Origin of the sequence: Ruminococcus flavefaciens MA2007 (genome assembly GCF_000621845.1) — a bacterium.
In the GTDB taxonomy this organism is placed as follows: domain Bacteria; phylum Bacillota; class Clostridia; order Oscillospirales; family Ruminococcaceae; genus Ruminococcus; species Ruminococcus flavefaciens_E.
Genome location: NZ_JHXF01000001.1, coordinates 1 through 21,534, shown reverse-complemented (window position 1 = coordinate 21,534; position 21,534 = coordinate 1). Strand labels below are relative to the sequence as shown.

Annotated in this window: 25 protein-coding genes and 1 rRNA gene; 18 read left to right on the top strand and 8 right to left on the bottom strand. The window is 47.4% G+C overall.

The window, feature by feature from the left end:
* Nucleotides 1–85: 85 nt before the first annotated feature.
* The 8 genes from T497_RS0100120 to T497_RS0100090 all read right to left on the bottom strand — a co-directional run bounded on the left by T497_RS0100120 (nt 86) and on the right by T497_RS0100090 (nt 6,388).
* On the bottom strand, nt 86–1,207 hold the full coding sequence (locus tag T497_RS0100120; RefSeq protein WP_028513875.1) for an acyltransferase family protein: 1,122 nt from the start codon (nt 1,205–1,207) through the stop codon (nt 86–88).
* The gene (locus T497_RS0100115; RefSeq protein ID WP_028513874.1) at nt 1,200–1,592 is read right to left on the bottom strand and encodes a DUF2809 domain-containing protein; all 393 of its coding nucleotides are present in this window, start codon (nt 1,590–1,592) and stop codon (nt 1,200–1,202) included. The genes T497_RS0100120 and T497_RS0100115 overlap by 8 nt, the downstream gene beginning before the upstream one ends.
* Nucleotides 1,589–2,788: a [FeFe] hydrogenase H-cluster maturation GTPase HydF gene (gene hydF / locus T497_RS0100110; protein ID WP_028513873.1), complete on the bottom strand. Its 1,200-nt coding sequence runs from the start codon at nt 2,786–2,788 to the stop codon at nt 1,589–1,591. Before hydF ends, T497_RS0100115 begins: the two co-directional genes overlap by 4 nt.
* A 53-nt stretch (nt 2,789–2,841) precedes the next feature.
* Nucleotides 2,842–3,324, bottom strand: coding sequence for a GNAT family N-acetyltransferase (locus T497_RS0100105; RefSeq protein WP_028513872.1), 483 nt, complete (start codon nt 3,322–3,324; stop codon nt 2,842–2,844).
* Nucleotides 3,325–3,543: 219 nt separating this feature from the next.
* Complete coding sequence (locus T497_RS17175) at nt 3,544–3,759, bottom strand: PF20097 family protein (RefSeq protein WP_051530380.1); 216 nt, start codon at nt 3,757–3,759, stop codon at nt 3,544–3,546.
* A gap of 30 nt (nt 3,760–3,789) precedes the next feature.
* Nucleotides 3,790–3,969 (bottom strand): hypothetical protein, encoded by a 180-nt coding sequence (locus tag T497_RS17170; protein WP_051530378.1) that lies wholly within the window; start codon nt 3,967–3,969, stop codon nt 3,790–3,792.
* A 218-nt stretch (nt 3,970–4,187) separates the two neighbouring features.
* On the bottom strand, nt 4,188–5,363 hold the full coding sequence (locus tag T497_RS0100095; RefSeq protein ID WP_028513871.1) for an NAD(P)-dependent malic enzyme: 1,176 nt from the start codon (nt 5,361–5,363) through the stop codon (nt 4,188–4,190).
* 80 nt (nt 5,364–5,443) lie between these two features.
* Nucleotides 5,444–6,388: an L-lactate dehydrogenase gene (locus T497_RS0100090; RefSeq protein ID WP_037324109.1), complete on the bottom strand. Its 945-nt coding sequence runs from the start codon at nt 6,386–6,388 to the stop codon at nt 5,444–5,446.
* Nucleotides 6,389–6,775: 387 nt separating this feature from the next.
* Here T497_RS0100090 and T497_RS0100085 point away from each other — a divergent pair, with 387 nt between their 5' ends.
* From T497_RS0100085 to T497_RS15265, 18 genes are all read left to right on the top strand, one after another.
* Nucleotides 6,776–8,011 carry an argininosuccinate synthase gene (locus tag T497_RS0100085; protein WP_028513869.1) on the top strand — a complete coding sequence of 412 codons (1,236 nt, stop codon included), beginning with the start codon at nt 6,776–6,778 and terminating at the stop codon, nt 8,009–8,011.
* A gap of 207 nt (nt 8,012–8,218) precedes the next feature.
* Nucleotides 8,219–8,638, top strand: a complete 420-nt coding sequence (locus tag T497_RS0100080) for a GNAT family N-acetyltransferase (RefSeq protein ID WP_207640323.1) — start codon at nt 8,219–8,221, stop codon at nt 8,636–8,638.
* Nucleotides 8,639–8,643: 5 nt separating this feature from the next.
* Entirely contained in the window at nt 8,644–9,087 is a 444-nt protein-coding gene (locus T497_RS0100075) for a nucleoside deaminase (RefSeq protein WP_028513867.1), read from the top strand.
* Nucleotides 9,088–9,252: 165 nt separating this feature from the next.
* Complete coding sequence (gene argH, locus T497_RS0100070) at nt 9,253–10,632, top strand: argininosuccinate lyase (RefSeq protein ID WP_028513866.1); 1,380 nt, start codon at nt 9,253–9,255, stop codon at nt 10,630–10,632.
* Between the two features lies 1 nt (nt 10,633).
* Nucleotides 10,634–10,885 carry a hypothetical protein gene (locus tag T497_RS0100065; RefSeq protein WP_037324107.1) on the top strand — a complete coding sequence of 84 codons (252 nt, stop codon included), beginning with the start codon at nt 10,634–10,636 and terminating at the stop codon, nt 10,883–10,885.
* A gap of 245 nt (nt 10,886–11,130) precedes the next feature.
* The gene (gene argC, locus T497_RS0100060) at nt 11,131–12,084 is read left to right on the top strand and encodes an N-acetyl-gamma-glutamyl-phosphate reductase (RefSeq protein WP_028513864.1); all 954 of its coding nucleotides are present in this window, start codon (nt 11,131–11,133) and stop codon (nt 12,082–12,084) included.
* Nucleotides 12,085–12,124: 40 nt separating this feature from the next.
* Nucleotides 12,125–12,553, top strand: coding sequence for a contact-dependent growth inhibition system immunity protein (locus T497_RS0100055; protein ID WP_028513863.1), 429 nt, complete (start codon nt 12,125–12,127; stop codon nt 12,551–12,553).
* Nucleotides 12,540–13,835, top strand: a complete 1,296-nt coding sequence (argJ, locus tag T497_RS0100050) for a bifunctional glutamate N-acetyltransferase/amino-acid acetyltransferase ArgJ (RefSeq protein ID WP_028513862.1) — start codon at nt 12,540–12,542, stop codon at nt 13,833–13,835. Before T497_RS0100055 ends, argJ begins: the two co-directional genes overlap by 14 nt.
* Nucleotides 13,836–13,842: 7 nt before the next feature.
* Nucleotides 13,843–14,499 carry a hypothetical protein gene (locus tag T497_RS0100045; RefSeq protein ID WP_028513861.1) on the top strand — a complete coding sequence of 219 codons (657 nt, stop codon included), beginning with the start codon at nt 13,843–13,845 and terminating at the stop codon, nt 14,497–14,499.
* 17 nt (nt 14,500–14,516) lie between these two features.
* Nucleotides 14,517–15,263, top strand: coding sequence for a hypothetical protein (locus T497_RS0100040; protein ID WP_028513860.1), 747 nt, complete (start codon nt 14,517–14,519; stop codon nt 15,261–15,263).
* 5 nt (nt 15,264–15,268) lie between these two features.
* A complete protein-coding gene (locus tag T497_RS0100035) occupies nt 15,269–15,961 on the top strand; it encodes a hypothetical protein (RefSeq protein ID WP_028513859.1) in 693 nt (230 codons plus the stop codon).
* Between the two features lie 22 nt (nt 15,962–15,983).
* Nucleotides 15,984–16,850, top strand: coding sequence for an acetylglutamate kinase (argB, locus tag T497_RS0100030; RefSeq protein ID WP_028513858.1), 867 nt, complete (start codon nt 15,984–15,986; stop codon nt 16,848–16,850).
* A gap of 166 nt (nt 16,851–17,016) precedes the next feature.
* Nucleotides 17,017–18,186: an aspartate aminotransferase family protein gene (locus T497_RS0100025; protein WP_028513857.1), complete on the top strand. Its 1,170-nt coding sequence runs from the start codon at nt 17,017–17,019 to the stop codon at nt 18,184–18,186.
* Nucleotides 18,187–18,188: 2 nt separating this feature from the next.
* Nucleotides 18,189–18,650 carry a hypothetical protein gene (locus tag T497_RS0100020; RefSeq protein ID WP_028513856.1) on the top strand — a complete coding sequence of 154 codons (462 nt, stop codon included), beginning with the start codon at nt 18,189–18,191 and terminating at the stop codon, nt 18,648–18,650.
* A 26-nt stretch (nt 18,651–18,676) separates the two neighbouring features.
* On the top strand, nt 18,677–19,585 hold the full coding sequence (argF, locus tag T497_RS0100015) for an ornithine carbamoyltransferase (protein WP_028513855.1): 909 nt from the start codon (nt 18,677–18,679) through the stop codon (nt 19,583–19,585).
* A gap of 329 nt (nt 19,586–19,914) precedes the next feature.
* Nucleotides 19,915–20,412: a hypothetical protein gene (locus T497_RS0100010; RefSeq protein ID WP_028513854.1), complete on the top strand. Its 498-nt coding sequence runs from the start codon at nt 19,915–19,917 to the stop codon at nt 20,410–20,412.
* Nucleotides 20,413–20,426: 14 nt separating this feature from the next.
* Nucleotides 20,427–20,852 (top strand): hypothetical protein, encoded by a 426-nt coding sequence (locus tag T497_RS0100005; protein WP_028513853.1) that lies wholly within the window; start codon nt 20,427–20,429, stop codon nt 20,850–20,852.
* Between the two features lie 457 nt (nt 20,853–21,309).
* Nucleotides 21,310–21,534: ribosomal RNA gene (locus T497_RS15265) — 16S ribosomal RNA — on the top strand; the annotation flags it as partial.

Here is a 21,534-nt window from a genome sequence, read left to right as displayed (position 1 = left end):
AATTTCAGCTGATGACTTTATTATTGCCCTTGGGGCTCAGTTTATACAACTTCATTTCATTATATGCTTTCGGGAGAGCTTTTGCTCATGCCGTTTTTTTCTGCGGAGCTGTCTCCTTTTTGCTGAAAAAGCCGAATACAGCCTTTTCTGCTGCCTTTGCGATCACAAGTCTGTATACCACGGACGATATGAGTACGGCTGCTGCATAGCTGAGCCATACCGCCTTTGTGGAATAATCAAGTCCAAGCCCTGCGTATTCGTCTATGGTGCGTATTGCGCACTGTACGGGGAAATGCACAAGGTATATCACTATGGAAAGGCTGCCCAGATACGTCAGAGGACGTATGCCGAGTACAGCTCCCAGCCACGGTATGAACAGCACTGCAAGTATCAGCGCAGGAGCGATACCGAGTATGAACGCCATGCGGAAATCTCCCATGAATTCGGGCTTGAAGCGCAGCACAAGGTAGCTTATTATCACAGCTCCCAGACAAACATAGCCCAGACGCTGATATCTGAATTTTTCTCTGTTCCTGTATAACGTGCAGAGTATAGCGCCTATGAAAAAGCAGGCGATACCACGTCCCACAAGACTGTTCCACAGGGGATAGTCCACTCCCGAAAGAGTGATAGTCGTGCCCAGAAGAGCTGCTCCGAAGAATACATAGCAGCCGTGGCGCTCGTTCCTGACGCGGTAAAGTATCAGGTAAAACAGCAGATAGCACAGCATACATATGCTTATGCACCACGAGGGAGCGTCCAGCGACCAGTCTTTGCCGAAGAAGCCGTCCTGCATGAGCAGGAGATTGTATATCAGGTGCTGAATGTCGAAATTTCCGTATACAAAGGTAGTTCCGCACCTGTGATAATAGGCGAGTTCAAGTATAATTGTGACCAGTGTGAAGAAAAGGAAAGGCGGATATATCTTCCGCAGACGCTTTACGATGAAATCGCGGAAGCTTATTTTGTGCCCGATTATCCTTTCCGAGTAGCCCAGCATCATACCGAAGCCCGACAGCATGAAGAAAAGCTCCACCATGAATGAGCCGTGTTTGTATGACATGGGAAATATCGAGAAGAAAGGGGAGCCGTTCTGTGGCTTGAAGTGCTGATAGTGCCAGAAAAAAGCTATGATACAGGCGCCGATGCCTTTCAGACCGTCAATTGCGCCGAGATGAGAGTCATTTTTGGTTTGTTTTTCAGTCATTTGTTTTCCTCTTTTTCAGTTGTCGGTATAAGAATATCTCCAGCAGTGTAACGGCAGTTCCAACGGCATAGCACCATAGGTCCTCGGGAGCGTAGCTCGTGCCGATGATTATGCGGAGAAGCTCGTTTTTCACGCCGAGTATATCGGCGATATGAGCCTTTTGCAGGAACTCCACAGCGAATGAAAACGCCAGTATACCCAGTGCAACGCCGTATGAATCGAACTTCTTGGGCATGAATGAGCGGAACAGGCAGTACAGCACCCATACTATGATGACGTCGCCTACATAAGCGCGTATGAAGAAGTTGAAATAGAACACGCCTATGCAGACCTCCACTGCCACAAGGAGCAGAAAGCCGATGATATAGGGCAGACGGGCTTTCATTCTATCTCTCCTGCAAGGTGTGGGAATATGCCCAGACTGCGCTTTAATATGCCGTTCATGAGGGCAAGGGCAATGCCGTAATTGGTGAAGGGCACGTTCTGGTCCTCGGCTGATTTGCGGCGGTAGGTCATTTCGCGCTCATTGAGCATACAGCCTCCGCAGTGTATCACAAGGCTGTATCTTGACAAGTTCTCGGGGAATTCACGTCCCGAGCTCAGCTCTATATTCAGCTCCTTGCCTGTTGTCTTTTTCAGCAGGGCAGGCAGTTTAACACTGCCGATATCTCCGCATTGACGGTGATGAGTACAGCCCTCGGAAATGAGAACGGTATCCCCGTCTTTCAGCGTCTTTATTGCGGCTGCGCCCTTTACCGATGTTTCGAGGAAGCCCTTGTAACGTGCCATAAGTATCGAGAAAGAGGTGAGGGGAACGGTCTCGGGGACTATCTTGCTCACCATTGCAAAAGCCTGACTGTCGGTGATGACCATTTTGGGCGGAGAGCTCAGCTTTCCGAGAGTTTCCGCAAGCTGGTGCTCCTTGGTGAATACTGCCATTGCGTTTGCGTCCAGGACGTCGCGGAGCGTCTGTACCTGCGGCAGTATCATTCGTCCCTTGGGAGCTGACTCGTCGATAGGAGTTACCAGCACGACCATATCACCTGTACTCAGCAGGTCGCCCACTATGCGCTTTTCCTCTTTGGGGAGCTTCGCAAGGGCGGCAATGCGCTCTTTCAGCTCGTATATATTTTCGCCTGTAAGGGCGCTGACTTCAAACTCGTTGTCCTGACAGACGCGCTTTTCGGCGATGTCGGACTTGTTGTATACCGTGAGATAGGGGATATCCTTTTCCTTGAAAATGCCGATGAGCTGTTTTTCCGTGTCGGTAAGTCCCACAGTGCCGTCAACTATCAGCACAGCAAGGTCAGTGCGGTTGAGTATCTGCTTTGTCCTGCGGACTCTCAGCTCGCCGAGAGCTCCCTCGTCGTCAAAGCCCGGAGTGTCGATTATCACCACAGGACCGAGCGGGAGAAGCTCCATAGCCTTGGTGACGGGATCTGTTGTAGTGCCCTTGACGTCGGAGACCACGGACAGCTCCTGTCCCGTAACAGCGTTGACAACGCTGGATTTTCCTGCGTTTCTCCGTCCGAAGAAGCCGATGTGTATTCTCTCCGAGGAGGGTGTATCATTCAAACTCATATTTATCATTCCTTTTTATTCAGTAGGGGACGGCGCCCCGATAGATCATGTTATTACAGCTCTATGTAATACGGGCATATGTTTTCATAGTGTCCGTCCTTCATTCTGAAACCGTTAGGGATAACTCCGAGCTGCCTGAAGCCCATTTTTTCATACAGATGTCTTGCATGGGCGTTTGTTTCTACAACAGCATTGAATTGCAATATAAGAAATCCGCATTCTTTTGCTTTCCGTATACAGTCCCTGACCAGCTTTTCACCGATATGCTGTCCGCGGCATGAAGATGAGACCGCATAGCTTGCATTGCAGATATGTCCGCAGCGTCCGACATTGTTAGGGTGCAGGATATACAGTCCGAAAATATTTCCGTTTTCATCTGCTGCAACGCCGCAATAGCTTTGCGACGAAAAGAACTGTTCTCCTGTTGTTTCGTCAAGCAGCTCTTCCTGCGGAAAAGCAATGCCTTCATCAACTATTTCGTTCCATATGGTTATCATTTGCTGTATGTCATCTGTTTTGTATTTCCTTATCTGCATAATTCTCAACTCTCAATTCTCAACTTAAAAAGCCGCAGAGCGAAAAGCTCCACGGCTCAATTATATCACACAATGCTCAAAATGACAATATTCGCGGTCAAAAAACTGTTCCTCTGCGGCGGCTGCAGTTCAAAAAAGAGGGCGGCTTTACGCCGCCCACGAACCGTTAGCTTCTCGGGACTGTAATTGAACGTCCGAGTTTCATTAAATACGTGATTATTATTTTTCATCAAAAGCAGCAAATACCTTCATACACTCATCGCAGTAATATCCTTCGCCGTGCAGTGAAAGATGTACTGTGTTATTTCTTATCCATTTGTCCTTTTCATCTTCGGGATACCATATCACCGATGTGAAAAACTGTGTGATGCTTCCGATCTCTTTTGCTTCGATAAAACCTTTGCGGCATTCTTTTCCGCATTCCGGACAATTCATAGCTGAAAATCTTTCGCTGTTTAAAATAAGTTAGTTCTTTTTGATCTTTTTATTTGCAGTTATAGCTGTTGCTACGCAGAATACACAAGCTATTCCGAAGGCTACCTGTGCCAGTATGTAGCTTTTTGTAGCTATTGCAACAATAAGTGTTAAAACGCTTACAATTGCTCCGACCAAAGCGATCAGAAATAATACAGATGTGTTTTTCATAATGCTTTTCTCCTTATATCATAGTTTTTTTATGATGAAGCTAACGGTTAAAGTACTTCATAACTGTCAGCTTTCGTTTGTGGACTTTCAGGTCAAAAGAGCCGCAAAGCAAAAGCTGTACGGCTCTATTATAGCACCTTTAATTCAATAAATCAACATTTTTGTGAAAAATTTTTAGAGATTTATCACAATGCACAAATCAATGCTCCGATCAGACATTAAAGTCTTGCAACCCCTGTATCCTTTGCAGCCTGAGCAACAGCCTTTGCAACTGCCTGTGCTACTGATTTGTCAAGTGCGCTTGGGATAATGTAATCAGCGCTGAGCTTGTCGTCTGTAACGAATGAAGCGATAGCCTTGGCAGCAGCTATCTTCATAGCGTCGTTGATATCGCTTGCGCGAACATCGAGTGCACCGCGGAAGATACCCGGGAATGCGAGTACGTTGTTTATCTGGTTCGGGAAGTCGCTTCTGCCTGTGCCGACTACTGCTGCGCCTGCTTCCTTTGCAAGGTCGGGCATTATCTCGGGAGTGGGGTTAGCCATGGGGAAGAGGATAGGCTTGTCAGCCATGCTCTTTACCATTTCGGGAGTTACGCAGCCGGGAGCCGATACGCCGATGAATACGTCTGCGCCCTTGATAACTTCTTCAAGGCTGCCCTTTCTCATCTGCTGGTTGGTTATCTCAGCCATTTCGTCCTTCATTGGGTTCATGCCCTCGGGACGTCCCTTGTAGATAGCGCCGTTTCTGTCGCAGAGAACAACGTCTTTAAGTCCCATAGAGATGAGGAGCTTGATGATAGCGATACCTGCTGCGCCTGCACCGCTTGTAACTACTCTTATCTCGTCCAGCTTCTTGCCTACTACCTTGAGAGCGTTGAGCATAGCTGCGAGAGTAACAACTGCTGTACCGTGCTGGTCGTCGTGGAATATCGGGATATCGCAGCACTCCTTGAGCTTCTTCTCTATCTCGAAGCAGCGGGGAGCGGAGATGTCCTCGAGGTTTACGCCGCCGAATGAGCCTGCAAGGAGACGAACTGTATTTACGATGTCGTCAACTTCCTTTGAACGAACACAAAGAGGAACTGCGTCAACGTCGCCGAATGCCTTGAAGAGTGCGCACTTGCCCTCCATAACAGGCATACCTGCCTCAGGACCGATGTCGCCGAGACCGAGAACTGCTGTACCGTCTGTAACTACAGCAACGAGGTTGGAACGGCGTGTGAGCTCATAGCTCTTGTCAACGTCCTTCTGTATTTCAAGACAGGGCTGTGCAACGCCGGGGGTGTAAGCCAGTGAGAGGTCGTCTCTTGTTTCGAGGGGAGCACGGCAGATAACTTCTATCTTGCCCTGCCACTCATAGTGCTTTTTAAGTGATTCTTCTGCGTAATTCATGGGTTATATGTCCTTTCAGTTATTATTTCAAAAAAGCGGAGAACAGTGAGTTCTCCGCGTAAATGCTTATTTGCGGCTTCTCAGAACTGTATCTGGTCGATAACGCTTCTCAGTGCCTTTGCACTTGCCTGAAGCTTCTCTATCTCTGAGTCGGAAAGCTTAGGTGAAACTTCTCTTTCGATACCGTTGCTTCCGATAACGCATGGGAGACTGAGACATACGTCGTTGATGCCGTATCTGTCGTTTATCATTGTAGAAACTGTGAGAATGTTCTTTGAGTCACGGAGAACAGTGTCGCATATCTTGTTTACGCTCATTGCGATAGCGTAGAATGTAGCGCCCTTCCTCTTGATGACCTCTGCGCCTGCCTTGCGGACTTCGTCGAGTATCTCGTCCTCGTCAAGGTCTGCGTGATCCTGATCTGCGCAGTACTCGTCAACAGGAACTCCTGCGATGTTCATGATAGACCATGGGATAAATGAGGAATCGCCGTGCTCGCCGAATACGTAAGCGTGAATGCTGTTAGGGCTGAGACCTACGTGGTCAGCGATGATGGAACGGAGTCTTGAAGTATCAAGAGCTGTACCCGAGCCGATTACCTGATTTGGCTTGAGGTCTGTGCACTTGAGGATAGTGTATGTAAGAACGTCAACAGGGTTGCTGACAACTACGTATATAGCGTCGGGAGCATACTTAGCTATCTGAGGCATTACCTCCTTGATGATGTTTACGTTTATCTGTGCAAGGTCGAGACGTGTCTGACCGGGCTTTCTTGCGATACCGAGAGTAACAACAACGATATCGGAGTCCTTTGCGTCCTCGTACTCGCCGTCGAATATCTCGACGTTCTCACCGAAGGAAACGCCCTGACGGATATCCATAGCCTCACCCTTAGCCTTAGCCTTGTTTATATCAACAAGAACGATATCGGAGCAGGTGCCTGCTACAGCGAATGTATAAGCAATAGAAGCGCCGACGTTGCCTGCGCCGAGTATAGTTATCTTTGTTCCGTTTTTCTCAGCCATAATGTAAACCTCCCAGTTTATTAAGCCAAAATTCATTATTTATCTTTCTTTAGCACTTTATAGAGCTATATGTATAACTTATTATAAACGGTAGATAAAAAAATATCAAGCAAATTAACAGGATTAGAATAAAAATCGGAAATTCATACAAAACGCCGCAGGATTTAACAAGTCTTTTTAACTTCGGGACTAATTGGCAGGGCAATTTCCGAAAAATAGGCGCTTCACCTGTAGATTGAATAATATACGTATAAATGCGAATATTTTCAAAAATAATGAATATTTATGCAAATACCCTTGACAATATTTTGTTAAGTAGTATAATATACTTATATCGCAAATCCGCGCGGCTTGAAAAGCAGCGTTTATATTCAGGAGGTAATTACAATGGCTAACAAAAAGGATATCAAAAAGGTAGTTCTTGCATACTCAGGCGGACTTGATACTTCTATCATTATCCCGTGGCTCAAGGAAAACTACAATAACTGCGAAGTTATCGCTGTTTCAGGCGACGTAGGACAGGGCACAGAGCTTGACGGACTCGAGGAGAAGGCTATCAAGACAGGCGCTTCAAAGCTCATCATCGCTGACCTCAAGGAAGAGTTCATTCAGGACTACGTTTATCCTACAGTTCAGGCAGGAGCAATTTACGAGAACAGATATATGCTCGGTACTTCCTTTGCTCGTCCTATCATCGCAAAGCGTATCGCTGAGATCGCTCTCGAGGAAGGCGCTGACGCTATCTGCCACGGCTGCACAGGAAAGGGCAACGATCAGGTAAGATTCGAGCTTGCTATCAAGGCTTTCGCACCTGAAATGGCTATCATCGCTCCATGGAGAGAATGGGACATCAAGAGCCGTGACGAGGAGATCGACTACGCAGAGGCTCACAACATTCCTCTGAAGATAAACAGAGAGACAAACTACTCAAAGGACAAGAACATCTGGCACCTTTCACACGAAGGTCTCGACCTTGAGGATCCTGCAAACGAGCCACAGTACGAGAAGAAAGGCTTCCTTGAAATGGGCGTATCTCCTATCGACGCTCCTGACAAGCCTACATATATCACAATTCACTTTGAGAAGGGCGTTCCTACAATGCTGGACGGCAAGAAGCTCAACGGCGTTGAAATGGTATCAGCTCTCAACAAGCTTGGCGGCGAGAACGGTATCGGTCTTGCAGACCTCGTTGAGAACCGTCTCGTTGGTATGAAGTCAAGAGGCGTTTATGAGACTCCAGGCGGTGCTATCCTTTATCACGCTCACGAGGTTCTCGAGACGATCACTCTTGACAAGGAAACTGCACGTATCAAGCAGTACCTCGGCATCAAGTTCGCTGATATCGTATACAACGGTCAGTGGTTCACACCTCTCCGTGAAGCTCTCACAGCTTTCGTTGACAAGACACAGGAGAGAGTTACAGGCGACGTTAAGCTCAAGCTCTACAAGGGCAACATCATCAATGCAGGCGTAACTTCACCATACACACTCTACGATGAGGAAGTTGCTACATTCGATGAGGACGAGGTTTACAATCAGGCTGACGCAGCAGGCTTCATCAACCTCTTCGGTCTCCCGATAAAGGTAAGAGCTCAGCTGGACAAGAAGAGAAACAACAAGTAATTCATTCTTGACATCAGAATAAGCAGCAGTTTCAGGCAGGGGAGCCTATCTCCTGCCTGTTACGATTTTTTTCAAGTTGAGAATTGAGAGTTGAGAGTTGAGAATCAATGTGTTCGCTCCGCTCACATGATCTGAATAATGTCGCCGCAGGCGACTCCTTAACTTTCAACTCTAAACTCTAAACTCTCAACCAAAAAGGAGGGCAGCATGGTAAAGGTAAGAGTTATGACCGTCAATGACTGGGACGGAGTAAACGAGTGCTGGAAAGAGCATGAGGGCACAAATCCCGTGGACGACAGTCCCGAGGGCTTCGCAAGATATCTCGGACGCAATCCTGCAACGAGCTTCGTTGCCGAGGAAAACGGCAGGATAATCGGCACTATCCTCGCAGGTCACGACGGCAGACGCGGTATCTTTCACCATGTTGTAGTAGCTCCCGACCGCCGCGGACAGGGCATCGGCAGAATGCTGGTGGAAAGCGCTATGGAGGCTCTCAGAAAAGAGGGGATACAGAAAGTCCTGCTGGTGGTGTTCACACACAACGAAAACGGAAATCAGTTCTGGGAGCATATGGGCTTCACCGTCCGCGAGGACTTGTATTACCGCAACAAATATATTGAAATATAAAAACTATGGATAAATTCATGAAGCTCGCCATTGATGAGGCGAGAGCAGGCATAAACGCAGGTCACGGCGGTCCTTTCGGCTGTGTCATCGTCAAAGACGGCGAGATAATCGGTCAGGGACACAACGAAGTCGTGAAAAGGCACGACTCTACCTGTCACGGCGAGATGATGGCTATCCGCGACGCCTGCAAAAAGACAGGCAGCCACGACCTTTCGGGCTGCGAGCTGTATACCACCGCAGAGCCCTGTCCCATGTGCGCAGGAGCTATAATGTGGGCGAATATCAGAAAGGTATACTACGGCTGCAATGTCAGCGATACCGACAGTATCGGCTTCCGTGACAAGCAGTTCTATGAAGCTCCCGAGGATATCTCGGAGGAGCTCCACCGTGAGGAATGCCTTGAGGTATTCAAGGAGTATGCGGCAATAAAGAATAAGAAGCATTATTAACTTGTAGGGGCGCACAGTGTGCGCCCGTCAGTGAGCAATAAATCGGGACAACCGTAAATGTAGGGGGCGATGCCTACATCGCCCCGTTGATAAATAACGTAATTATGGGACGTCGAGGATGCCGTCCCCTACAAAAGCGAATGGCTACAACAAGGAGAGAAAAACATGGCAGATATGATGTGGGCAGGAAGATTTTCCAAGCAGGTGGACGAGGGCGTAAACGCTTTCAACTCTTCCATTGCCTTTGACGGACGTATGTACCGCCACGATATAAAGGGCAGTATCGCCCACGCTACTATGCTGGGAGACTGCGGCATTATCACCAAGGAGGACAGCCTTGAGATCATCGAGGGACTGAAAGGCATACTCGCCGATATTGACAGCGGCAAGCTGGAGCTCGATCCCAATGCCGAGGATATCCATATGTTCGTTGAGGCTGAGCTTACAAAGCGCCTCGGCGACGTAGGAAAGAGACTCCACACCTCACGTTCAAGAAACGATCAGGTGGCAGTTGACCTGAGACTTTATCTCCGCGACGAGATAGACGAGATATACGCTATGGTAAAGGAGCTCGCCGTTACTCTGGTGAAAATGGCTAAGGAGCACACCGAGACCATAATGCCAGGCTATACTCACTTGCAGAGAGCACAGCCAATAACTCTCGCACATCACCTTATGGCGTATGTGTGGATGCTTCTCCGCGATATGGAAAGATTACAGGATACCGCAAAGAGAATGAACTACTGCCCTCTCGGCAGCGGCGCTCTTGCAGGTACTACATATAAAACAAACCGCAGGCAGACCTCGGAGCTCCTCGGCTTTACGGCTCCCATGCCCAACAGCCTTGACGGCGTTTCCGACAGAGACTACTGCGTGGAGCTTAACTGCGCACTGTCACTGCTCATGACACACCTTTCAAGATTTTCCGAGGAGATAATCCTCTGGTGCTCGTGGGAGTTCAAGTTCGTTGAGCTCGACGACGCATTCGCTACAGGCTCGTCTATAATGCCCCAGAAGAAGAACCCCGACGTTACAGAGCTTATCCGCGGCAAGACAGGCAGAGTAAACGGCGACCTCATGACTCTCCTCACCATGATGAAAGGTCTGCCCCTTGCATACAACAAGGATATGCAGGAGGACAAGGAGGCTATCTTCGACGCAGTTGACAACGTAAAGCTCTGCGTAAAGACATTCACTCCCATGCTTGCAACAATGCGCGTTCTCAAGGACAACATGAGGAACGCCGCAGCAAGAGGCTTCATAAACGCTACGGACTGTGCTGACTACCTCGTTAAAAAGGGTATGCCTTTCCGTGACGCATACAAGATAACAGGAACTCTCGTTGCTCAGTGCATAGAAAAGGGACTTACTCTTGAAACACTGCCAATTGCCGATTATAAGGCAATGACAGAACTCTTTGACGAGGACGTATATCAGGCTATCAGCCTTGATACCTGCGTCCGCGAGAGAAAGTCCGAGGGCGGTCCGTCACCTGACGCTGTCAGGGAGCAGATAGCTCTTGCAGAAAAGGCACTGGGACTCTGATATGAAGAAAAAAGACGTGACCTTTACCATAGGACTTACCATTCTTATGGGAGTCATATGGGCTGTGGGCGAGCTTGTAATGGGACTGTGGCTTGCAGTTGTCCCCAGCGCCCATATATTCTGGTTCGCACTGATAGTTATAATAACCCTTGGCGTAAGCGTATGGCACTCAATGATAGAGGACAATTCAGACCTTGAAGATCCCAAGCGTGCCAAGTACGAGCGCAAGGTCAATAAGCGCAAAAAGAACTAAGAATTTGTAGGGGCGGATATTATCCGCCCGATAAGGGAACGCCTTCTCTTGCAAGGCGTTCCCTCTCGAAAAACAATCCACCGGATTGTTTTTCGATTCACCCTTTGCGAGGCGCTTTGTAACTGTGGGGCGTTGCCCCACACCCCACCAGAGGCGCTGCCTCTGGACTCTGCCAAAGGAACACAGTCCCTTTGGAATCCCGTTCATGGGCTATCCAACTTCTTGAAAAAACGGAGGAAAACAATATGTCAGTAAAAATCTACATAGACGGTCAGGAAGGTACAACAGGTCTTAAAATACAGGAGCGTTTCAAGGACAGAAAAGACCTTGAGATAATGAAGATCAGCGAGGAGCTGAGAAAAGATCCTGCGGAGCGTGCTCGTCTTATAAACAGTGCAGACTATGTATTCCTCTGCCTGCCCGACGCCGCTTCTATCGAGGCTGTTTCGTTTATCGACAAGGACAACGACCATGTCCGTATAATCGACGCTTCTACAGCTCACCGCACAAATCCAGACTGGGCTTACGGTTTTCCCGAGCTCTCACCTGCTCACAGGGAAAAGATAATCAAGTCCAACAGAGTCGCAGTTCCCGGCTGTTATGCAAGCGGCTTTGCTTCAATAGTTTATCCGCTGGTGAGCAACGGCATCATACCTGCTGATTTCCCAGTATTCGCCTATGCTACTTCGGGCTACAGCGGAGCAGGCAAAAAGGCTATCGCAGTTTACGAGGGCGACGACAAGCCTTTCGAGTTCAACAGTCCACGTCAGTACGCACTCTCTCAGCAGCACAAGCACCTGCCTGAGATGAAAGCCGTATCGGGACTTACCTACACACCTATGTTCAACCCTATGGTGTGCGACTATTTCAGCGGCATGGTAGTAAGCGTGCCAATACAGACAAGAATGCTTGACAAGAAAGTGACTGCACAGCAGGTGCACGAGATGTACGCAAAGCATTATGCAGGAGCTAATATGATAGAGGTAATGCCTCTTATGTCCGCAGACGAGCAGAAGGCGTTCTTCCTTGCTTCAAACACTCTCAGCGGACAGAACAAAATGCAGGTTTTCGTATTCGGAAACGACGAACAGATATTACTCTGCTCACGCCTTGACAACCTCGGGAAGGGTGCAAGCGGAGCTGCAGTACAGTGCCTTAATATAATGATGGGCATAGACGAGACAACAGGACTTGTCTGAGCCGTATGATGTTATTTCAATTATATCGGGGGGAAGTAAAATGAGCAAAACACTTAAAGAGATCTATGAGTATGACCTCATCGAGGACGACGGCATAGATTACACCGTTGATGAGTGGTTCAACACTATCATGGCGAAAACAAAGGATCAGCTTACAGTATCAGATGTCAGCCGTATGCTTCGTCAGAAGATATGCTCACGCGTGGCTATAAAGAGAGCCATTGAGTTCCTCAACGACGATCCGTTTATCGGCGAGATGTTCGAGGGACAGCTGATGTACAACCTCTATGCTGGAAAGGAAAAATACCTCAAGCTCTTCTATCAGCAGATGAGACCAATGCTGGAGAACGCAGGTCTTATGGCTAAGTCCCACCACTGGGGCTCCGAGGAGGAGAGGACCGAATATATGGACATAATTGCGAAATTTGCGCAGAAGATCAAGGAGGAAACAGATAATGAAGCTTGTTGAAGTTAAGGGCATAACCTTTGTTGAGGGCGGCGTCTGCGCTGCCAAGGGGTTTAAGGCTAACGGCGTACAGTGCGGTCTTGCGCACAAGCCTCTCGGCGAAATGGCAGAGGCTAATGCGGCTGCAAACAACGCTATCCCCGCAGCAAAGAAGAAAAACGACCTTGCACTCATCGTTGCAGATAAGATGTGCGAGGCTGCCGCAGTATACACCACAAACAAGGTAAAGGGCGCTCCCATACTTGTTACAAAGGAGCATATCCGCGACGGAAAGGCAAGAGCTGTTATCGTGAACTCGGTAAATGCCAACACCTGCAATCCCGACGGCGTTGAAAAGGCTGTCAAGATGTGTCAGCTGGCTGCAAAGTCTCTTGGTATCGACGAGAAGGACGTTATAGTAGCTTCTACAGGCGTTATCGGTCAGGTGCTCCCTATCGAGCCTATCGCAAACGCTATGGACGGTCTTGCAGAGGGACTTACCTATGACGGCAACAAGAGAGCTCTCGAAGCTATCATGACTACAGATACAGCCGAAAAGGAAATTGCCGTACAGTTCGAGCTGGGCGGAAAGACCTGCACTATGGGCGGTATGCTCAAGGGCAGCGGCATGATACATCCGAATATGGCTACAACACTTACATTCCTTACAACTGACGCCGCTATCTCCTCCGAGATGATACAGCGTGCCCTCAGCGATATCGTAAAGGTAACTCTCAACAGAGCAAGCGTTGACGGTGATACTTCAACAAACGACATGGTATGCATCATGGCTTCGGGCGACGCAGGCAACAAGCCTGTCACAAACGACGACGGAGATTTCGAGAAATTCAGACACGCTCTCTACGCTATCATGATGAACCTTGCACGTATGATGGCTCGTGACGGCGAGGGCGCTACAAAGCTCATCGAGTGCGCAGTTAAGGGCGCCGATACAGACGCTGTAGCCGAAAAGGTTGCAAAGTCCATTATCGGTTCAAGCCTTATCAAGGCTATGATATTCGGCGAAGACGCCAACGCAGGCAGAATATTCTGCGCTCTGGGCTATTCCGACGCTGACTTCGACATCTCAAAGGTAGATATCGAAATGGCTTCTGACGGCGGAGTTATCCAGCTTGGCAAAAAGGGCTGCGTTATAGAGTTCTCAGAGGAGCTTGCAGCGCGTATCCTTAAGGAAGAGGAGATAAAGATACTGGTATCTCTCGGCGACGGCAAGGGCAGAGCCATTGCATGGGGCTGTGACCTTACCTATGATTACGTCAAGATAAACGGAGACTACAGAAGCTAAAACTTCTATGAACAAGAAAAAGCTTTACGGCACAGATATCGAGTCGCTTTTCTCCGGATATCTCATGGACGGGGAGTACATCATCTGGTGTCAGCCCACCTCTGAAAAAGCTTCGCTGACCGACAGAAGAGTCATCGAGCCGCCCTCAAAGAACAGAGAATTTAAAAGCGGTCTGTCTTTTGTGGCAGTTGGAATAATATTTATTCTGATAAACCTTTTCAGCCATGATAATCATCCTATCTGTTATTTCTTTATGATGATATTTATTATTGTCGGTCTTTATATGATGACAGGCTTTTCTGCGGGCAATAAGCGGGGCGCATATGCCATAACCAATATCCGCGGAATTTCTCTTGAAAATGAAGGACGTCCGAGATATGTCTATCTGAAGGACGTACTCAGCGTTCAGATATATATGCTGAACGAGGAAAAGAACATCGGCTTGCTGAGACTTTTTACCCAATTTGATATTGCGGCGCACAAAATAGAGCTTGTTGAGTTCTATGCGATAGATTCGCCTGTCATGGCTGACAGGATAGCCCGCAAGCAGATATCCATAGTCAAAAGAGACAACGGTCTGGAGGATATCGTTCCCGAAGATACAGGCAAAGTGGTGCATACATATGGCTCACGGCGTTTAAGTCGCATGAAACGAAGAAAATAAGCGGAGGAGGTGCATAGATGTTCGGAAGAAGAAAAGAAGAGGACTACGATGAATATAATGAAAGGTACGCCGCTAAGTACGACGACGATTATATTGCTCCCAAAAAGGAATACCGCAGGGAGTGCGAACACAGCCATGAGCAGTCCTACAGCAATATAAATACAGTTGCGGAATGTGACCACAGTCACGAACAGACCTACAATGACGCGGACTCCGAACAGCACTCCTACGACAGCTATACTTCTCTTGAAAGCCGCTTTCAGCCGTATCTCGCACCAAACGAGCATCTGCTCTGGGTGGGCGGATACGACAAGCTGTCCCCCAAGCCCCCTCAGGAGCGGAAAGCCGACAAAAAGCGCAATGCCATACTGATAACAATCTCATTTGTGCTTATGGTCACAGGAATCAAGGTGTGTCCGCTGTTCATGATAGGTCTTGTGATGTTCATGCTGACAAGTATCGCGGCGTCGGGAGGCTTCCAGACGGGAGTCCACGCCATTACCGATATCAGAGTCATCAATATCAAGAACAACAGACCGCAGTTCGTTTTCCTTGCGGAGATATACAATATCAGTGCTGTTACAGGCAGCAATAACAAGGGATACATAAATTATTCCACCAGACGTCCCGTTCGTGCAGGACAGCCTATGCAGAACGGTCAGTACAGATCGGGCATGACAGGCATAAACGATCCCCAGAGAGTCAAAAGGATACTTCAGGACGCCGTTCACGGCGCAATTGCAAATGGAACTCAGGGCAGGTGATCTGAATGTTCGGAAAGAAAAAGGAAGAAAACTGGGAATATATCGGTACTGAAGGCTACTTTCAAAAGGAAAACTATGGACAGGTCGCCGATGATGAATACCTTTACAAAGAATATTCAAGCAATGACTACATATTGGAAATGTTCAAGCCTTATCTGAAAAGGAATGAAAAGGTGGTCTGCGTTGTCGGAAGCGGAAAAGGCGATAAGGAAGATCCTTTAAAAAGTGATAAAGCAATGAAGGTGAGGTATAAAGCCTATATATTGAGAATAGCAATATTAGTTCTGTTCATTATAGGTGTCATACTGTGCGCGGCTTTAGCACGACCTGATATTATCGCAAGTTTTACAGTTTCAGTTTTATTTTGTTCTATGCCTTTGGTAGTAATTGGATTGATAATATTCTCGCTTATATATTCCGCAAAAAGTCGTGATGAAGTAAATTATGTAATAACCGACCAAAGAGTACTGTTTATACAGTATAAGAATTTACAACAGTTCTCGTTAAAGACTGTTACCGATACGATAGTTTATCAGAACAGCGATAATACAGGAAAGATCGTTATAAAAGCTTGCCGTGATCTTGGCATGCCGACAAATTATAGTTATGTGATCCCAAAGGTCAATGATCCTTACAGAGTTAAGGCGATAATTGATGACGCTGTTGCAAAGTATAAATCAAACCTGTCTCAAGGTTAAAATAAAAAGGAAGTAAAGAAAGATGGAAAAGATCTCAAACAACGATAAATCGCAGGTGCTTATCGATGCCCTGCCTTATATCCAGAAGTACAATAACAAGATACTTGTTATCAAGTACGGCGGAAACGCTATGACAAACAAGGAGCTCAAGGACGCTGTTATGACAGATATCGTTCTCCTTTCGCTGGTAGGCGTAAAGGTAGTTCTGGTACACGGCGGCGGTCCCGAGATAAGCGATATGCTCAAGAAGCTCAATATCGAGAGCCGCTTCGTGAACGGTCTGCGCTACACCGATGACGCAACTGTTGACGTGGTAAAAATGGTGCTCTCTGGCAAGGTCAACAAGGAGCTGGTACAGCTTCTTGCACAGCACAAGGGCAGCGCAGTAGGTCTTTGCGGTATCGACGGCGAAATGCTCATGGCTGAAAAGAAAAAGACCGACGACGGTCAGGACCTTGGCTGGGTAGGCGAGATAACAAAGGTAAATACTAAGCCTATCACAGACGCTTTGGCTAACGGCAATATCCCCGTAATAGCTACAGTTGCTACCGACGAGGAGGGCAACACCTACAATATCAACGCCGATACAGCCGCTGCAAGAATAGCTGCCGAGCTTGGCGCAGAGAATCTTATCCTTATGACAGATATCGCAGGACTTCTCCGCGATAAGGACGATCCGTCCACACTTATCCCCGAGGTAAACGTCAGCGAGGTGCCTTTCCTGAAAATGCAGGGTATCATCTCTGGCGGCATGATACCAAAGATAGACTGCTGCGTAGAGGCTGTAAGACGCGGCGTAAGCAAGACTGTTATCATCGACGGAAGAGTACCTCACTCGATACTCATCGAGATACTTTCCAACGAAGGAATCGGTACACAGTTTGTATAATTAGGTTCTATATTTACAACTCTCTGTAAAATTATTTACTTGTATACAAAAAATTTACTTATTATAAGTATTGTTTGATTGATTGCGACTGCCTTTCAGCGCTATAATAATAGTGTGTCTGAAAAGTTCTGTAACTCCAAGGCAGTCTGCCCCAAGGAGGAATTTTATGAATACCATAGATAAATTCAACTCGCACGTTATGCAGTCCTACGGACGCTACCCTCTCGTTATGGAGCAGGGCAGCGGCAGACGCTGTAAGGACGAAAACGGCACGGAATACATTGACTTCGGAAGCGGTATCGGTACCAATTCCCTCGGCTACTGCGACGAAAAATGGGCTGACGCTGTATGCGCTCAGGTAAGAACACTCCAGCACAGCTCAAATTACTACTACACAAAGGTTCAGGCAGATTTCGCCGAAAGGCTCTGTGACATCACAGGCTACAAGTCGGTGTTCTTCTGCAACAGCGGCGCAGAGGCAAACGAGTGCGCTATCAAGGTGGCAAGGAAGTACAGCTTCGATAAATACGGCAAGGGCAGACATACTATCATTACCCTTGTTAATTCCTTCCACGGCAGAACTATCGCTACACTTTCCGCTACAGGTCAGGACGTATTCCATAATTACTTCTTTCCGTTCGTAGACGGTTTCGTGAACGTAAAGGCAAACGACATCAGCGACCTGAAGGCTAAGCTTGAGGACAAGACAGTTTGTGCGGTAATGCTTGAATACGTTCAGGGCGAGGGCGGCGTCAATAAGCTCGATAAGGAGTTCGTAGACGCGGTGTATGAGCTTTGCGCTCCCAAGGATATACTTGTTATAGCCGACGAGATACAGACAGGCGTCGGACGTACAGGCAAATTCCTTGCAGGAGATAACTTCGGCAGAAAAGCCGATATCACTACTCTGGCAAAGGGCATCGCAGGCGGACTGCCTATGGGAGCTTGTCTCGTCAATGAAAAATGCAGCGGAGTTCTCACAGCAGGTACTCACGGCTCTACTTTCGGCGGCAATCCTATCGCCTGTGCAGGCGGTCTTGCAGTGCTCGACAGGATAGAGAGCGAGGGCTTCCTCGACGATGTGTGCAAAAAGAGCGAGCTTATCAGGACTGAGCTTGAAAAGTGCAGCGAGGTAGAGGCTGTTACAGGTATCGGTCTCATGGTAGGCATAAAGCTGAAAAGCAAGGACGCTCACGATGTGGCACAAAAGGCTCTTGACAGAGGGCTTCTGATACTCACTGCCAAGGAAAAGGTAAGACTTCTTCCACCGCTGACTATATCCTACGACGAGCTAAAGGACGGACTGAAAATTCTGATAGAGATACTGGAGGAATGATCATGGAGCTAAAAGTAATCGGTAAAGGCGCAAAATATACTGTAGTAGACAAAGATGACCGCCTTCTCTATAATATCAAGAAAAAAGGCTTCGGTGCCCGTTATAATCTCATGGACGCAAGCAACTACAACCTCTATACTCTCGTTCAGACAGGCGACGCAAAGAGACCGAGCTTCACAATAATCCTCAATGACAACGTTTTCATGACAATGGAGTGTACGTCCATGTTCCTCGATCCTACCATTAAGGTAAGACACAAGACCATGCGCTTTGAGATATCCAGCAAGGACAGAAAGGAATTCGACATAATCCTCGACGGAAACAATGTAGGTCATATCCAGAGCCTTGTGGGAGTAAACGGCGAGATGCAGTTCCATATAAACGTGGATAACAAGGCTTTTGACGATTATATACCGCTGTTTGCAGTGGCTATAGATAAGGCGTTCACAGAAATGAACAGATGATTTTTTGATTAGAAAGGATAGAAAATATGAAACACTTACTTAAAATGCTCGACCTGAGCACAGAAGAGATAATCGAGATACTTAACCTTGCTGACCAGCTCAAGTATGAGCTCAAGCACGGTATCCCGCATCCGCACCTCAAAGGCAAGACTCTCGGAATGATATTCCAGAAGGCTTCCACACGTACCCGTGTATCCTTTGAGACAGGTATGTACCAGCTGGGCGGATATCCGCTGTTCCTCTCCTCAAACGACCTCCAGATAGGACGCGGAGAGCCTGTACAGGATACAGCAAGAGTTCTCTCACGTTACCTTGACGGTATCATGATACGTACATTTGAGCAGAAGGAGGTCGAGGACCTTGCAGAATACGGCTCTATCCCGATAATCAACGGTCTTACAGACTTCTGCCACCCTTGTCAGGTACTTGCCGACCTTATGACTATCCGTGAGTTCAAGGGCAGCTTCGACGGTCTGAAGATGTGCTTCATCGGCGACGGAAACAACATGGCAAACTCCCTTATCGTAGGCTGCTTAAAGGTTGGCATGAGCGTGTCTATCGCTTGTCCTGACGACTATCAGCCTCCAAAGGAGATACTTGACTTTGCAAAGGGCTACGGCGACAAGTTCGAGATGACAAACGTACCTATGCAGGCTGCAAAGGGCGCAGACGTACTTATCACAGACGTATGGGCTTCTATGGGACAGGAGGGCGAAGCCGAGAAGCGCAAGAAGGCTTTCGCAGGCTACCAGATAAACGACGAGCTCATGGTACAGGCAAACGAGGGCGCAATGGTTCTTCACTGTCTCCCTGCACACCGTGAGGAGGAGATAACAGAGAAGGTATTCGAGGCTCACGCAAACGAGATATTCGAGGAAGCTGAGAACCGTCTCCACGCTCAGAAGGCAGTAATGGTAAAGCTCATGGCGAACTGAGCCGTTAGCTGAAAATCGGCTGAGCATATAAACGGGATTCCAAAGGCGGCGCCTCTGGTGGGGTGTGGGGCAAAGCCCCCACAGTTACGAAGCGCTCCGCAAGGGTGAATTTCAAAAACAGTCCAGTGGACTGTTTTTGAAAGAGGGACGCCCTGCAAGAGAGGGCGTCCTTTGATAATCTTACGAATGGATTATGTAAGTGAATAAAATTCAGCGGATATCATTAAGATATCCGCTTTTTTATTGACAAATCGCCGCAAAAATGGTATTATTTCATTATAGGAACAGTAAGGGAATGTTTGCTTTTGGTAATTAAAGCGGGGGAGATTATGAAAAAGCTGAAAGTATCGTATATACCGCCTTTGGCGATAAAGATATCTATACTGATATGGGCAGCTGTAGTCTGTACAGTTGTGTACTTCACAGACGAGATAGGTCTGCCCGTAGGCATACTGCTGGGACTCGTCGCCTATGTAGCCATTTCAAATATGGGCACTACGGTGGAGTTTGGCAGCGGAAGCGTCATAAACTGCAAATATCTCTTTTATAAATGGAAGATAAACCTTGAAAATATCGAGAATTTTTCCTATTCCATAGGCTCTCATCTTGCAGGAGCCCACAGCTACTCCTTTGACGTGTGCTTCCATTATAATGAGAACGGCGTTGAGGACTGCTACAAGCTCAACACCAAGATAGGCCGCGAGGATATCAGGAGATGTATGGACGGCGAGTCCAGCAAGCTTGAGATAATGCAGATATACCGCTATGCGGAGCGCCTTTATCCCGAAAAGGCAAAGGGCTATGTACAGCCCGAGAGCATATTCTGACCATGAGGTGAAACATGAGAGATATAATACTTGCCTGCATTGGCATAGTAACAGCCGCAGCAGGGTGCGTCTATCTTGCGCGGCTTCTTTATTATAAGAAGTTCGGCGTTATCGCAAAAGCCGAGGTGCTTGAAGCCAAAGAGGTAATAAAGAAAAAGGGCATTATTCTGGAAAGTGTGGCGTTCAAGAGCAGCCGCGTTGATAACTACGTCCATATCATGAAGTACGACATCGGCGGCAAGACCTACGAGGTTCAGGACAAGGCTGGCTACACACAGCCCTTAAAGGTGGGCTCGACTCACCTTATCCTCTGCGATCCCAAAGAGCCCGAGAAGTTCAAGTTCGAGGAAGACGTCACAAAGCATATAACCATAGCAGCAGCCCTTGTGGCAATGGCGGTGCTGTTTGCAGGGAGATTTATATATTCGTACCTGCATTAACAGACTATAGCGATATATAAAAAACACAATATGGGAAATTATACATAAAAAGCGCCCGATTCAACGGCGCTTTTTTTAGTTGACAAAGGCTGAAAATGGTGCTATAATATAAAAGCTGTCGGACGAGAGAGCGAAACAGTAAGCCTGCTGGCGCAGCATGGATAACTCGCTCGAAAGTGACAACAAAAAATCTCAGAAAATTTTCAAAAAGGTATTGACAAAGAAAAGTTTCTGTGATATAATATTAAAGCTGTCTCAAAAAGAGATAGTGGAAACAGCATCTTGAAAATTGAACAATGCGAAGAAAAAGTAACGACCCTTGAGATTCCTTTGCTAAGTTTAAGAACTTAGTAAAGAAAGTCAAGAAAAGACTAAAAAACACTTTTAAAAACGAGTAATAACGCAAGCGTTATGAACTGGATCAGATATCTAAATCGAGAGATTTAAATATACAACTTTAATAAAGAGTTTGATCCTGGCTCAGGACGAACGCTGGCGGCACGCTTAACACATGCAAGTCGAACGGAGATATTTTGAGTTTACTTAGGATATCTTAGTGGCGGACGGGTGAGTAACACGTGAGCAACCTGCCTTGGAGAGAGGGATAGCTTCTGGAAACGGATGGTAATACCTCATAACATACATGGACCGCATGATCTGTGTATCAAAGATTTATCACTCT